Below are 14436 nucleotides of genomic sequence, written 5' to 3'. Positions count from 1 at the left end.
GTAACGATTTATGCGATTAGAAAAAAGAATGAAAAAATTTATAAAAAAATCATGTGAGAAAAGCTAACATCTATTGACACTAAACATAACATGTTATAAAATGAGAAGCAGTTAAGGCGAAGGAGGAACTGAAAAATGAAAGAAGATAGACGTTCTGCCCCGCTGTTTCCAATTGGTATTGTTATGGATTTAACACAATTGTCTGCACGTCAAATTCGCTACTATGAAGAGCATAATCTTGTTTCTCCAACCCGTACAAAGGGGAATCGTAGATTGTTTTCATTTAACGATGTAGATAAGTTGTTAGAAATTAAAGATTTGTTAGATCAAGGCCTGAATATGGCTGGTATTAAACAAGTGTTACTAATGAAAGAAAATCAAACAGAAGCAGTGAAAGTAAAAGAAGAAACGAAAGAAATTTCAAAAACTGAGCTTCGCAAAATACTTCGAGATGAACTACAACATACAGGTAGATTCAATCGAACTTCATTGCGACAAGGTGACATTTCAAGATTTTTTCACTAAAGATAACTGATTCTGAAGGCGATTAGAGGGACTAAGGAGGAATTTATAATGTCTAGATACACAAAAGAAGATATTTTCCGTTTGGCGAAAGAAGAGAATGTAAAGTATATCCGTTTACAATTTACGGACCTTTTAGGGGTAATTAAAAACGTAGAGATTCCAGTGAGACAATTAACGAAAGCTCTTGATAACAAAATGATGTTTGATGGATCTTCGATTGAAGGTTTCGTACGTATTGAAGAGTCTGATATGTATTTATATCCTGATTTAGACACTTGGGTAATTTTCCCTTGGACAGCTGAAAAAGGTAAAGTAGCTCGACTAATCTGTGATATTTACAATGCAGATGGCACTCCATTTGATGGAGACCCACGTAACAACTTAAAACGTGTGTTAAAAGAAATGGAAGCTTTAGGATTTTCAGACTTCAATCTTGGACCAGAGCCAGAATTCTTCCTATTTAAGGTGGATGAAAAAGGAAATCCAACATTAGAACTAAACGATAACGGTGGATACTTCGACCTTGCGCCGATGGATCTAGGGGAAAACTGTCGTCGTGATATCGTTCTTGAACTTGAAGAAATGGGATTTGAAATTGAAGCATCTCACCATGAGGTTGCTCCGGGACAGCACGAAATTGACTTTAAATATGCAAATGCAATTCGCTCATGTGATGACATTCAAACATTCAAACTTGTTGTAAAAACAATTGCTCGTAAACATGGTTTACACGCAACGTTTATGCCAAAACCACTATACGGTGTGAACGGTTCAGGTATGCACTGTAACTTATCATTATTTAAAAATGGTGAGAACGTATTCTTTGATGCAAACGGTGACTTACAATTAAGTGATGATGCTCGTCACTTCATCGCAGGTATTTTAAAACATGCACCAGCATTTACAGCGATAGCAAACCCAACTGTAAACTCATACAAACGTCTAGTACCTGGATATGAAGCACCTTGTTACGTAGCATGGTCTGCACAAAACCGTAGCCCGTTAGTACGTATCCCTGCATCTCGTGGTATTAGTACACGCGTAGAAGTACGTAGTGTTGACCCAGCTGCAAACCCATATTTAGTAATGGCTACATTATTAGCTGCAGGTCTTGATGGAATTAAAAACAAATTAACTCCACCAGCAGCAGTAGATCGTAACATCTATGTAATGACAAAAGAAGAGCGCGAAGAAGCAGGTATCGTTGACTTACCAGCAACATTAGCGCAAGCATTAGTTACATTACAATCTAATGAAGTAGTATGCGGTGCACTAGGAGAACACTTACTTGAGCACTTCATCGAAGCGAAAGAGATTGAGTGGGATATTTTTAGAACACAAGTTCACCAATGGGAACGCGATCAATATATGTCTCTTTACTAAGAGGCTTGAACCCTTGATACAACTCGTATCAAGGGTTTTTTAATTCCCTATTATTACAATTTTATGTGGTTGCAAAATGAAAAACAGCCACATAAAAGCCAATAATTAATAACAAGTAGTGATATCATAGAAAAATATTATCAGATAAATGTAAGTTTTATATAATTTGTGAAATGAAAAAGCCTTGATACTACGGTATCAGGGCTTTTTTAGTGAAGTTATTGGATATGTTAACTACTAGATAATGGATTGTTTTTGGTTATTTTGAATCATGTTACTAAGAAAATCTTTTCAAAAGAATTGATTTTATCTTTTTTAATCACTTGTGCTAAAACTTAATAATTCTTTACTGCCTGTACAACGCGACCAATTATTTTTACATCTTCAGCTGAAAGGTCGTAAGTTTTTGGTTCGTGGATAGGGTCATTACTCAATGGTATTAAAGTAATGATGCTTCCGGATTTTGAAATCTTTTTCACGGTAGCATCATAACCATTGACTTTTACAACAGCAATTTGTCCGTTTTCAACATAAGGAGTTTCCTCTACTAAAACATAAGAACCATCAGGGAATTCGAGATTCATGCTAGTGCCTTTTACAGTAAGATAAAAATACTTTTTACGCTTGTTTAAAAATGTACTTAGCATGGGTAAATAGCCTTCGATATTTTCTTCAGCGAGTATGGGTGTACCGGCTGCTACAGAACCAATGATAGGAATGTAAATAATGTTTGATTGATCGTTTTGGATGGTTTCATAAATAGAAACTTCTTCTTTAACAGTATTGTCCTCTTGAGTTGCGAGTCTTTCTAAATCATCAGTAGTGATTCCTAATCCTTTACAAACTTTTATGACATTATCAACAGATGCTTTACCAATCCCTCTTGATAACATGGATTGCAGTGTTGTGGGGGGGAGACCTATTTTTTCGGCGAAGGCTCTTTTACTATAGCCAGCTTCTTTTATTAAGCGTGTTACAACCTCTGCTTTTTTCATTACTTTCACCATCTTTCTTATTAAAATGTATACGATATTGCGTATTTCTGTATATATCATAACCTAACTAAAATTGTTAGTAAATAGAAAAATATACGAAATTGAGTATTTAAATACGTTTTTTTGTTGACTAAATACGAAATTGAGTTTATATTTAAATGGAAATGAACGCAATATCATACAAAAAATAGGTGGTGAGTCGATGTATCCGAATTTGCGTGCAGAGATGGCGAGAAAAAGAATTATGATTACACAAATTTCTTCGCATCTGAAACTTCGCCACGCAACAGTGAGCGACAAAATAAATGGTAAATTTCGTTTTTATTATGATGAAGCTTTTGAAATTAAGAAAACTTTTTTTCCAGAACATAATTTGGAATATCTTTTTGAATTTGAAGAAAACGAAGCGAATTGAAATCGGAGGAGAATTGCTTAAAATGGATAACCGAATTATTGAATAATGACTTAATAAAAGGGTTCATATCATAGTATTTATTTTAAATTTCGATAATTAGTTAATCTGTAAAAAGAAAGCAACGAATTATGCGTAGTGCGAAATTATCTCAATACAATAAAGGTAACTACTCAGCCACCTTTCGGTGTCTTTTTTAAATTTTACTAGTTTCATATGCCTCCCATTTGTAAATACTGAGTATATCAAACAGGGGAGGTGAATCTTATGGTCGATCGAAAAATTATTTGAGATACATATAAAAAAGGACCTGAAGCTGTTATTTCTTTATTTGAAGAAACATTTTCTAAGTTAGAAAAACGTATACAAGAACTAGAAAATGCTTCAAAAAAAAACTCCAAAAATAGTCATAAGCCACCTTCTACAGATGGTTTGGGTAAGCCCGTTACAAAAAGTTTGCGCAAACCGTCTCATCGTCAAACGGGTGGCCAGTTGGGCCACAAGGGACATACTCTTGGTTTGACAGCGACTCCAGATCATACGATTACACATTCTCCTACATATTGTACTTGTTGTCATACTTCCTTGAACCACGAGCCTGTAAAAGGGTATCGCATTCGCCAAGTGTATGACTTACCACCTATTCAGATCGAAGTGACAGAACATAAAGTAGAACAGAAAGAATGCCCACATTGCCATTCTATCCAAGAAGCCCAATTTCCTTCGACAGTATCTCGTCCTGTTCAATATGGTCCAAATATAAAAAGACTGATTCCCTATTTAACGCATTATCAATGCATTTCTTTGAAGCGAACAAAAGAATTCTTTCAGGATTGTTTTGGACATTCTATAAGCGAAGGAACCCTGGTAAATCATACACAGGCTTTCGCTTCTCAATTGCAGCCATTCATAAAAGAAGTAAAGGAAAAGATTCTGCAGTCTCCTGTTGTCCATTTTGATGAAACTGGTATGCGTGTAGAAAACAAAACACAATGGTTACATACTGCCAGTACACCGGAGGTGACATTGCAACATATTCATCAAAAACGTGGAAAAGAAGCAATGGATGCTGGAGAAATCTTGCCATCTTTTTCTGGAATTGCGATGCATGATGGTTGGAAATCGTATGATGCGTATACAGATTGTCGTCACGTTTTATGTAATGCCCATCTCTTACGAGATTTACAAGGAATTATAGATAGTACTGGAGAACAATGGGCACAACAGATGCAGAAATTTCTAACGCAAGCGTTGACGATGAAAAAGCAATCCGAAGGTACCATGCCAAAAGCGACGCAAAAGAATCTGTTTATTATGTATCAATCCATATTGAAAGAACAACAGATTCTTTCCACGAAACAAAAGAAGAAAGGAAAGCAGACGCCTTCTCAAAATTTATGGAATCGCTTCGTCAAGTATTCTGACAGAATTCTAGCGTTTTTAGAACATCCAGCCATTCCATTTGATAACAATCAAGCAGAACGGGATATTCGGATGACGAAAGTAAAACAGAAAGTGTCTGGGACTTTCCGAAGTAAGAAAGGCGCAGAATCTTTTTGTCAGATACGAAGCTTTATGAGTACCATGAAAAAACAAAAACAATCGGTCTTACAAGCGATAAACCAAGTCATAGAAACTAGAACGGTTCCTTGGAATAACACGACTTCATAAGAGAATTTCTCTATTTGGCATAGATTCTTTCTCTGATTGGAGTATTTTCTTTTCATGTTTTCGAATCGGAAACATGTATTTGGCCTGTTTTTTTATTTGAAGAAGCTGAGTAGTTACCAAATTATTAATGAAGAATATTCAATCCCAACTGTTTTAAATGAAGAAATTACAGTTAAAAACTCACAAATAAATATGGCAGACATTCAGTAGGAGGAAAGAACATGCAAAGAAAGATTTTAGTAATTACTAGCAGTTTAGCAGGATTACCAACTGTCAGTGAATTTAAAACAAAAGAAGATGCAAAAGAGCAGGTTAGAAAGCTTATTCAAAAAGGAATGAGTCAAAATGTGATTCGTATAACACAAGAAATTCCAATGAATATCGAAATTCAAGTGGATGTTGAATTTGAGGAATAAGAGAGGTTTAGAAGAAAATAGATATGGATAGCATGATTGTTTTGAATGAATAAGAAAAGAATCCGTTGCAGCGGATTCTATAAGAAAAAATATCTCTAGATAAGTATAACATTGAATACCGTTTTTGAGAATTTATGAGGTGGCTAGTATGGGGATTATTCGAGTGAAAAAAGATAGTAATTATTCCGTTATAAATAATACTGGTTTAAAAGATGAAAGGTTGTCATGGAAAGCGAAAGGAATCTTAGCCTATGCGCTTACATTACCAGACGATTGGACTTTTCATATTAGTGAATTAGCTCGACATGCTAAGGATGGAGAAGATTCGCTCCGTACAGGTTTTAAGGAATTAAAAGAATTAGGTTATGTAAAACGTTATCCTGTTCGTGATGGGAATACGAAAAAAATTACAAGGTGGGATACGGAAATTTACGAAACGCCACAAAGGGACATGCCACAAATGGAAAACCAAGATGTGGTAAAGCCATATGAGGAAAATCAGAAACTACTAAATACTAATAGACTAAATACTAATAAACGAAATAATAATGATTATGATGATATGGATAAATTAGAATCTCGTATATTCATCAATGAGAGGGTTAAAGTAAGTTGTAACTTTATTAAGGGGATGGGCATTCCGTTAAGTGAAATTGCAATTGCAGAGTTGGGGAGCTTTTGTAATTTGTTTAGTGGGGAGTTAATTCAGCATGCAATTAATAAAGCCGTTGATGAGAATGCACCAAGATGGAACTACATTAAGGCTATATTGAGGAATTGGAAGGAGCAAGAAGTTAAAACATTAGTTGATGTGGCCATACTAGATAGACGTTTCGAAATGAGCAAGAAAAAGAAATATAACGGGACAGGTAAGAAGTATTCAAATAGAAAAGAGATTGTACCCGATTGGTTATATAAAGATGATGAATCAACAAATCTAGAAGAGGAAAGAAAAACTGTACAGTCTATTGATGAAGAGCGTGAGAGATTACAAGAAGTGTTAAATAAATATAGGTCATAAGAAAAAATGCTAGATGATTTACAAGTAATAAAGATTGAAAAGGCTAATAAGCATATTCATGCTATTAAATTAGTATTAAGAGACTTTGTAAAAAGAACGGAAGTGGGTGAATCAGTAAGTGTTCAAGTGGCTCAAAGATTATAAGAAATTAGAAGAAGAAATTGCTTATTTAGAATACAACTTAGACAAATCAAAAGCCGAATTGAAGCGTTGGATTAGCGGTGATTTGCAAAATGTACGATTAACCGCTGAATCGGAAGGGGCTAAGGTAGAAGGACGGATTGAGGCAATTGAATATGAATTAGCTCATAAGATGAATGAAGAGTATGATTTAAAGCTTTTGATTAATAAGTTTAAAGGACTGGATCATCAAATACTTAAAATGAAATATGTTGATGGAATGACTTTAGAACAAATTGCATTTGAATTACATTATAGTACAGGTTATATACGCCGAAAACACGCTGAAATAAGGAAGATTGTCAAGTTTTTAGATGGATTTTAATGTTACCTTTTTGTAGGATACATGCAGTGTACAGAAAGTATTGAAAAAGTGATTTATAGTAGTAATATAAGATTTCGACGAAAGGGCAACTATTTTTATGGTTGCTCTTTTTGTTGTGAAAGAAGGTGAGTAATATGAAGTGATTTGATGGATTAATGGGTCTTTAGCTTCTAGTTATATTTAGTAAAGTAGTAGTTTTACAGGCGAAAATAATAGAAAAACAAGGAGATGTTTAATGATGAGTTTATTAGCTGCTTCAGTCAAAACAAAGAATTTGCCACAACAGGTGTTACGTTGGCAATCAATGGTAGAAAGCGAATGTTCTACACAAGGTGTACCTGAATTAGTTCCTTACGTGCTTGGAATTATTATGGTAGAAAGTGGAGGGAATTCTGAAACGACACCTGATATTATGCAATCCAGTGAATCACAAGGATGGGCAATGAATACAATTAAAAACCCGAAAGATTCAATTTATTACGGAGTGAAGCATTTAAAGGGTGCTTTTGATGATGCGCAGAAAAATGGCATTACAGATTTAAGTGCCATTGTTCAATCATATAATTTTGGACGAGCTTACCTTCGCTGGTTAGCATCTAACAATAAACAGCATTCATTACCGGTGGCAGATCTGTATTCTAAAACGGTTGTTGCGCCATCACTTGGAAATACGACCGGTGCTATGGTGAAATATAGTAACCCTATCGCTGTTGCTTACAATGGTGGTTATCGATATAAAAACGGAGGGAATTTCTTCTACTCTGAAATTGTTAAACAATATGTAGATTTTGATGGAGGAACTGGTGGCGGTGACAATAAGCCGTTACAACCAAAAGGACTGGGAATTGCAACGTCTAAATACCCAGAAGGATGGGGCATCAATTTATATAGTGGTCCTGGAAAAGATGCTTGGTTTACAGGTCATGTCATTAATACAAAAATGCCATATTTAATTATAGATGCTGCTTGGTATGGCGGGAATGAAAATATGCTTTGCTTAGGTTGGGAAGCCTGGGCAAAAGAAGAACACTTTGAAGTGCAGTGGTTCCACGCTTACTCAAAATATCCAGCAGGTTATGGTATTAACACATATGATGGTCCAAATGGAAATTATAAAGGAAATGTGGATGGATCTTATCCATATGGTGTTTTTGCGAGAAAAGATGGTTACATTGATATTGGACAAAACACATGGGTAAAAGAAGAGCATTTTAATGTAAGGTAATAACAAAGTTTTTTATTATTTGATTTAAAATTATAAATTTTAATATACAGAAAAAATATAAAAGGGTGCTTTTTTAAGTGCCTTTTTATATTACGTATGAATAGAAAGGAAGATTATTATGGCAAAATTTATTTATCCAACAGATACAACGAGAGTAACAAGTGGATTTCGGGGGAGCAGACCAGATCATCATGGGATAGATCTTGCTGAATCGGGCTATCATCCAATTTATGCAGCAGCTAGCGGACGAGTTAGTCGTTCTTATATTTCATCCAGTTATGGTGAATGTATTATGATTGTGCACACTATTGATGGGGTTACATGGGAAACAGTATATGCCCATATGCGTAGCGGTTCTCGAACAGTAAAAGAAGGTGATTATGTTACACAAGGACAAACTATTGGGGTTATGGGGAACACAGGGGATTCTAGTGGTCAACACTTGCATTTTGAATTGCATAAAGGGTCTTGGAACATCAATAAGAGTAATGCTGTGAATCCATTAGACTACTTAGGAAAAGGAGACGGTGGTGGTACAACTGACCCTTCTGATAAACCGCTACAACCAAAAGGGCTGGGAATTGCAACGTCTAAATACCCAGAAGGATGGGGCATTAATTTATATAGTGGTCCTGGAAAAGATGCTTGGTTTACAGGTCATGTCATTAATACAAAAATGCCATATTTAATTATAGATGCTGCTTGGTATGGCGGGAATGAAAATATGCTTTGCTTAGGTTGGGAAGCCTGGGCAAAAGAAGAACACTTTGAAGTGCAGTGGTTCCATGCTTACTCAAAATATCCAGCAGGTTATGGTATTAACACATATGATGGTCCAAATGGAAATTATAAAGGAAATGTGGATGGATCTTATCCATATGGTGTTTTTGCGAGAAAAGATGGTTACATTGATATTGGACAAAACACATGGGTAAAAGAAGAGCATTTTAATGTAAGATAATATCTTTAAATCAGCATGTATTAAGTAGGATGAAAAAACTTGTTATCATACCTCTTGAGATTAGAGTAATATCTGTAAAATGCTGGGCGGAATATAGAGTGCGATTTTTGAAAGAGCAACTGATGTAAAAAGTTGCTCTTTTTCTTTTTTTTGAATGTGAGGACCATAACCCATTATATAGAATATGGCCTGTCTGAGGATTTAGTTTCTAGATGTACTTAATAATTCAGTGGAATTTTAAATGATAAAAAATAAAAAAGGAGATAATCAGTAATGGAAATTAGAAAAAAATTAGTGGATCCAAGTAAATATGGTATAAAGTGTCCCAATACAATGACACCAGAATTCATCACAGTACATAATACGTACAATGATGCATCAGCAGAAAATGAGATATCGTATATGATTGGGAATAATAATTCAGTGTCGTTTCATGTTGCAGTAGATGACAAAGAAGCAGTACAAGGTATTCCGTTTGATCGTAATGCTTGGCATGCAGGTGATGGTAACGGAAATGGTAATCGTAAATCTATCGGAGTGGAAATTTGCTATTCTCTAAGCGGTGGGGATAGATATTACAAGGCGGAGGATAATGCAGCAATTGTTATTGCTCAGTTAATGAAACAATTCAATATACCGATTAGTAATGTACGTACACATAAATCGTGGAGTGGAAAGCATTGCCCACATCGAATGCTCGATGAAGGAAGAGTGGATCAATTCATTGAGAAGATAAACAAAGCATTTAATGAAGATAATAATAAACCACTACAACCAAAAGGACTGGGAATTGCAACGTCTAAATACCCAGAAGGATGGGGCATTAATTTATATAGTGGTCCTGGAAAAAATGCTTGGTTTACAGGTCATGTCATTAATACAAAAATGCCATATTTAATTATAGATGCTGCTTGGTATGGTGGGAATGAAAATATGTTATGTCTAGGTTGGGAAGCGTGGGCGAAAGAAGAACACTTTGAAGTAGAGTGGTTCCATGCTTACTCAAAATATCCCGCAGGTTATGGCATTAACACATATGATGGTCCAAATGGAAATTATAAAGGAAATGTGGATGGATCTTATCCATATGGGATTTTTGCAAGAAAAGATGGTTATATCGATATTGGGCAAAACACATGGGTAAAAGAAGAACATTTTAATGTGAGATAAGGATATGAGAGTAGGATCACTCGTATGATTCTCTTTAATTTTTGAAAAGGAGATGAGAACGATGGAAGAACAAATCTTCAATTCAATGATTCAACAAGGAGCATTCGCAGCTTTATTTGTAAGGATGCTGTTTACTACGCAAAAAAAGAATGAACAGCGCGAAGAACAATATCAAAAAGTTATTGAAAAAAATCAACAGGTCATTGAAGAACAAGCAAAAGCATTTAGTTCGTTGTCGAAGGATTTGTCAGATGTTAAGCGAAAAATCTTGGGGAACGATGATGAGAAATAAAATATGGTATTAAAGTATTTGTCGCATATGCAGGTTCTCAAATAGGAATTCGATTCATATATAGCTAATGAGAAAAAGCCCTAATACCGATAAGTATGGGGGCTTTTTCTCATTAGCTATAGTGAATAAGTTTGTGGTGGATTTTTCAAGAGGAAAGAGTGAATGAAGTCTAATATTAATGTAAATGAAATGAAACTTTGAATGCTGCTTAGTTATAACATAGTCTTATTCAGGATTTCGTTAGTTAATTTTCTAAATTTAGGGAATAAATATAGTTTAGTACCTTGCAATAAATAATACTAAGTGGTATATTATGGATAAAACAGGTGCCGTGTATTGAACAGTACTAAGATAGGAAAGGAGGATGGCACTTGAACGTTCAGTTTAAAAAAGGTGTGCTTGAACTTTGTGTATTAGCACTTGTAAAACGTAAAGATAGTTACGGTTATGAACTTGTTCAGCAAATTTCTAATAAATTTTTAATATCGGAAGGGTCAGTATACCCTTTATTACGTCGTTTGACGAAAGAAGGGTATTTTCAAACGTATTTAAAGGAATCTACGGAAGGGCCACCTCGTAAATATTATCAATTAACAGAGCAAGGGGAGACGCAATTTCATTTGTTAGTAACAGAATGGCGTGATTTTGCGAAAGGGGTACAAGAAATTATTGAAGGGGTGGAATGGGATGAGTAAAGAAGGGTTTCTTAAAGAATTATCAAGTTATCTTAGAAAGTTACCAGAGGAAGAGAGGCAAGATATTTTATTGGATTATGAAGAGCACTTTCAGTTTGGACTAGAAGAGGGGAAAACTGAATCGGAAATAATACAGGGCCTTGGTTCTCCGAAAGTAATCGCGAAAGAATTACTTGCGATGTATCGCTTCGATGAAATGAAAAAAAATCCATCGACTTCAAATGTGACAAGAGCTGTTATGGCAGCGATTGGACTTAGTTTGTTTAATTTTATTATTGTGTTAGGCCCGTTAGTCGCAATTATTGCTTTTATATTTTCTTTTTGGATCGGTGGTATTGCTAGTGTAGTAACACCATTTTTCGTTATTGGAAAAGTATTTATGGGTACTTTTATATGGTTGGATCTTTTCGTTAGTATAACGTTTGTTGGGGTAGGTTTATTGTTATGTATTATCGCTTTTTATAGTACAAAGTGGTTTAAGAGATTGTGTGTACGATATGTAATATGGAACTTCAAAATGATAAAAGGAGAGTAAATGATGAAAAAACTATTTTTAATCGCTATCGCTTGTATCATTATTGGAGTAATAGGAATTTCCCAAACATATGAAAAAGCAGTACAAACTGCTGAAAAAGGCGATAAAGAAAATGTAATTAAAAACGAAACATTAAAAAATATAGAAGTTAAGTTAGATGCCGGGGATATTATTGTCCAAAAATCTCCTGACTCTGCTTTTTATGTAAAGCAGAGTCAGGAGATGTACGTAAACAAGAGATTCGTATCGCAGAAGATGGTGACACATTAAAAATTATTGGGGAAAGAGAAAAAGGTGCTTCATTTGATTTTTCTTTTTACGATTTTAGGTTTCAAACGTCTAAATTGACTCTCCTTGTGCCCGAACGCTCTTACCAAGATGTAAAAGTAAATTCATCTGCTGGACAAATCGAAATGAGTGATGTGAAAAGTGATAGCGTAAGTGTTAGAACACTTGCTGGAGAAGTAGAGTTGAAACAAGTAACGGCTAAGAATGTGGAGGGATCGACAAAAGCTGGTGAGGTGAACTTTAAGAAGGTATTAGGGAAAGTGACCGCAAAAACAACAAGTGGGGAAATAAATATTCAAGATCATGATTCTAAGTATAATCTAGAAGCAAGTTCAACTGCGGGAGATATAGATATTACTTTATCGGAAAAACCACAAGATGCGGTAATTACTGGGCAAAGTGCTGCTGGAGATGTAACAATTTTTAATGAAGAAAATAAAAATGTAACAATTGGAAATGGTAGTAAAAAGATTAGCGGTAAAACGGCTGCGGGAGATGTGACGATTGAAACTCGTTAATAAGAAATAGAATGCATGGAAATCTATCAAAATACAAAAAGAAGATAATTACCGTATATAAATAAGGTAATTATCTTCTTTTTGTTATTTTTAATGTAAATCACGATATACGCCAATTACTTTCCCGATAACTGACACTTGTTTTAAAATGATAGGTTCTAATGAAGAGTTTTCTGGTTGTAGACGGAAATGGTCTTTTTCTTTATAGAAACGTTTAACTGTTGCTTCGTTATCCTCTGTTAAAGCGACTACAATTTCACCATTATATGCAGACTGCTGTTGGCGAACAACAACTAAATCTCCATCGAAAATACCAGCTTCAATCATACTATCTCCAGAAATACGTAACATGAACACTTGGTCTGCTCCAGCAACAATACTAGCTGGAAGTGGGAAATGTTCTTCTACGCTTTCGACCGCTGTAATTGGTAAACCAGCAGTGACTTTTCCGACAATTGGAACTTGAATAACAGATTGTGTTTCCGTATCCATTCGGTCTTCACCTAAAATTTCAATGGCACGTGGTTTTGTTGGATCGCGTCGAATGTATCCTTTTTCTTCTAATCGTGATAAATGTCCGTGCACTGTAGAACTAGAAGCGAGGCCGACTGCTTGACCAATTTCACGTACGGAAGGTGGATATCCTTTTTCTTGTACTTTTAGCTTAATAAAGTCGAGAATGTCTTGCTGGCGTTTCGTTAACTTTTCCATGTTTTCTAACACCTCGTTTTCTTTCATTTTTCTTATTAATAAGTATAACATGTGAAAAAACATTCTACAAACATAAGTTCGAACAAATGGCGGATTTATGTTACACTATAGGGAAATAGTAGGGAGAAAGAGGGGTTCAAAATGAATGCAATTATTTATGCACGTGTGAGTACAACGAAAGAAGCGCAAGAAACATCATTATTACGTCAAAAAGATGAATTATTGCATTTAGCTGAGCGCTATCAAATGAATGTTACTAAGGTGATTGAAGAGCAGGCTAGTGGATATACAATTGAACGTGACGGTATATTAGAGGTGTTGGATACAATTCGAGACGAACAAATTGATGTGTTACTTATACAAGATGAAACGCGTCTTGGTAGAGGAAATGCGAAGATCGCGTTAATGCATTGTTTACATAAAGAAGGCATAAAAGTATATACGCATACACATAATGGTGAATTACAATTGTCGGATTCTGATTCAATGGTATTAGATATTATTGGTATTGTTGAAGAATATCAAAGAAAGATTCATAATTTGAAAATTAAACGAGGTATGCAACGTGCAGTAGAAAAAGGTTATCGTCCAGAAAAAAATTTAAAAAATCGTCATTTAAGTGTAGGAAGAGAGAAAAAAGAAGTGCCAATTGAGGAAATTGTACGTTTGCGAAAAAGTGAACTCACGTTTGAAGAAATTGCAGCAACATTACGTGGATTTGGTCATAATGTTTCAAAGGCGACTGTACATCGTAGATATGTAGAGTATACGAAGCAATTGCTTGATAAAGAAGAGTAACTATTGTATGATAATAATCAGTTTTGATTAGAAGGGGGATTCGAGATGATTAATCACGAACTCGTTGAACGCATTAACTTCTTAGCGAAAAAAGCAAAAGCTGAAGGTTTAACTGAAGAAGAGCAACGTGAGCGTCAATCGCTACGTGAACAATATTTAAAAGGATTTCGTCAAAATATGTTAAACGAACTTAAAGGTATTAAAGTTGTTAACGAAGAAGGTACAGATGTTACACCGACGAAATTAAAAGCTTTAAAAAAGCAAGATAATGCAAAATTAAATTAAAAGATGGGCGAAGCCCATCTTTTTTATATG

The 14436-nt window shown here is 35.0% G+C and carries 17 protein-coding genes and 2 pseudogenes; 17 read left to right on the top strand and 2 right to left on the bottom strand.

Annotated elements, in window-relative coordinates:
* The first annotated feature begins 135 nt into the window (after positions 1-135).
* Positions 136-525, top strand: coding sequence for a transcriptional repressor GlnR (gene glnR, locus AC3WVZ_RS17045; RefSeq protein ID WP_000656783.1), 390 nt, complete (start codon positions 136-138; stop codon positions 523-525).
* A 48-nt stretch (positions 526-573) separates the two neighbouring features.
* Entirely contained in the window at positions 574-1908 is a 1335-nt protein-coding gene (gene glnA / locus AC3WVZ_RS17040; protein WP_000092763.1) for a type I glutamate--ammonia ligase, read from the top strand.
* A gap of 335 nt (positions 1909-2243) precedes the next feature.
* Here glnA and AC3WVZ_RS17035 read toward each other — a convergent pair whose 3' ends face one another.
* Positions 2244-2903 (bottom strand): LexA family protein, encoded by a 660-nt coding sequence (locus AC3WVZ_RS17035; protein ID WP_011110319.1) that lies wholly within the window; start codon positions 2901-2903, stop codon positions 2244-2246.
* 202 nt (positions 2904-3105) lie between these two features.
* Here AC3WVZ_RS17035 and AC3WVZ_RS17030 point away from each other — a divergent pair, with 202 nt between their 5' ends.
* The 13 genes and pseudogenes from AC3WVZ_RS17030 to AC3WVZ_RS16970 all read left to right on the top strand — a co-directional run bounded on the left by AC3WVZ_RS17030 (position 3106) and on the right by AC3WVZ_RS16970 (position 12612).
* Complete coding sequence (locus tag AC3WVZ_RS17030; RefSeq protein WP_000283430.1) at positions 3106-3318, top strand: hypothetical protein; 213 nt, start codon at positions 3106-3108, stop codon at positions 3316-3318.
* 318 nt (positions 3319-3636) lie between these two features.
* Positions 3637-4986, top strand: a complete 1350-nt coding sequence (gene tnpC, locus AC3WVZ_RS17025; RefSeq protein WP_345743022.1) for an IS66 family transposase — start codon at positions 3637-3639, stop codon at positions 4984-4986.
* A 117-nt stretch (positions 4987-5103) separates the two neighbouring features.
* Positions 5104-5196, top strand: a pseudogene (locus AC3WVZ_RS17020) (phage regulatory protein); the annotation flags it as partial.
* A gap of 11 nt (positions 5197-5207) precedes the next feature.
* The gene (locus tag AC3WVZ_RS17015) at positions 5208-5402 is read left to right on the top strand and encodes a hypothetical protein (RefSeq protein ID WP_001189064.1); all 195 of its coding nucleotides are present in this window, start codon (positions 5208-5210) and stop codon (positions 5400-5402) included.
* Positions 5403-5550: 148 nt separating this feature from the next.
* A complete protein-coding gene (locus AC3WVZ_RS17010) occupies positions 5551-6423 on the top strand; it encodes a DnaD domain protein (protein WP_233935185.1) in 873 nt (290 codons plus the stop codon).
* A gap of 118 nt (positions 6424-6541) precedes the next feature.
* On the top strand, positions 6542-6928 hold the full coding sequence (locus AC3WVZ_RS17005) for a DUF1492 domain-containing protein (protein WP_074555580.1): 387 nt from the start codon (positions 6542-6544) through the stop codon (positions 6926-6928).
* 238 nt (positions 6929-7166) lie between these two features.
* On the top strand, positions 7167-8153 hold the full coding sequence (locus AC3WVZ_RS17000; RefSeq protein ID WP_233936585.1) for a lysozyme family protein: 987 nt from the start codon (positions 7167-7169) through the stop codon (positions 8151-8153).
* Positions 8154-8271: 118 nt separating this feature from the next.
* On the top strand, positions 8272-9114 hold the full coding sequence (locus AC3WVZ_RS16995) for a M23 family metallopeptidase (protein ID WP_001051368.1): 843 nt from the start codon (positions 8272-8274) through the stop codon (positions 9112-9114).
* A 273-nt stretch (positions 9115-9387) separates the two neighbouring features.
* The gene (locus AC3WVZ_RS16990; RefSeq protein WP_233935183.1) at positions 9388-10284 is read left to right on the top strand and encodes a peptidoglycan recognition protein family protein; all 897 of its coding nucleotides are present in this window, start codon (positions 9388-9390) and stop codon (positions 10282-10284) included.
* A gap of 61 nt (positions 10285-10345) precedes the next feature.
* Complete coding sequence (locus AC3WVZ_RS16985) at positions 10346-10576, top strand: BhlA/UviB family holin-like peptide (RefSeq protein ID WP_233935182.1); 231 nt, start codon at positions 10346-10348, stop codon at positions 10574-10576.
* Positions 10577-10947: 371 nt separating this feature from the next.
* A complete protein-coding gene (locus tag AC3WVZ_RS16980; RefSeq protein ID WP_001102628.1) occupies positions 10948-11271 on the top strand; it encodes a PadR family transcriptional regulator in 324 nt (107 codons plus the stop codon).
* Entirely contained in the window at positions 11264-11806 is a 543-nt protein-coding gene (locus tag AC3WVZ_RS16975; protein ID WP_000031383.1) for a DUF1700 domain-containing protein, read from the top strand. Before AC3WVZ_RS16980 ends, AC3WVZ_RS16975 begins: the two co-directional genes overlap by 8 nt.
* A pseudogene (locus AC3WVZ_RS16970) lies at positions 11807-12612 on the top strand (DUF4097 family beta strand repeat-containing protein).
* Positions 12613-12702: 90 nt separating this feature from the next.
* Here the strand turns inward: AC3WVZ_RS16970 and lexA are convergent.
* The gene (lexA, locus tag AC3WVZ_RS16965) at positions 12703-13323 is read right to left on the bottom strand and encodes a transcriptional repressor LexA (RefSeq protein WP_000413738.1); all 621 of its coding nucleotides are present in this window, start codon (positions 13321-13323) and stop codon (positions 12703-12705) included.
* A 141-nt stretch (positions 13324-13464) separates the two neighbouring features.
* Between lexA and AC3WVZ_RS16960 the strand changes: the two genes are divergently transcribed.
* Positions 13465-14121: a YneB family resolvase-like protein gene (locus AC3WVZ_RS16960; RefSeq protein ID WP_000991469.1), complete on the top strand. Its 657-nt coding sequence runs from the start codon at positions 13465-13467 to the stop codon at positions 14119-14121.
* Positions 14122-14166: 45 nt separating this feature from the next.
* The gene (locus AC3WVZ_RS16955) at positions 14167-14406 is read left to right on the top strand and encodes a DUF896 domain-containing protein (protein ID WP_000607015.1); all 240 of its coding nucleotides are present in this window, start codon (positions 14167-14169) and stop codon (positions 14404-14406) included.
* Positions 14407-14436: the final 30 nt, after the last annotated feature.

The organism is Bacillus sp. CPT56D-587-MTF, from assembly GCF_058792335.1.
This window is presented reverse-complemented; position numbering and strand designations above follow the sequence as displayed.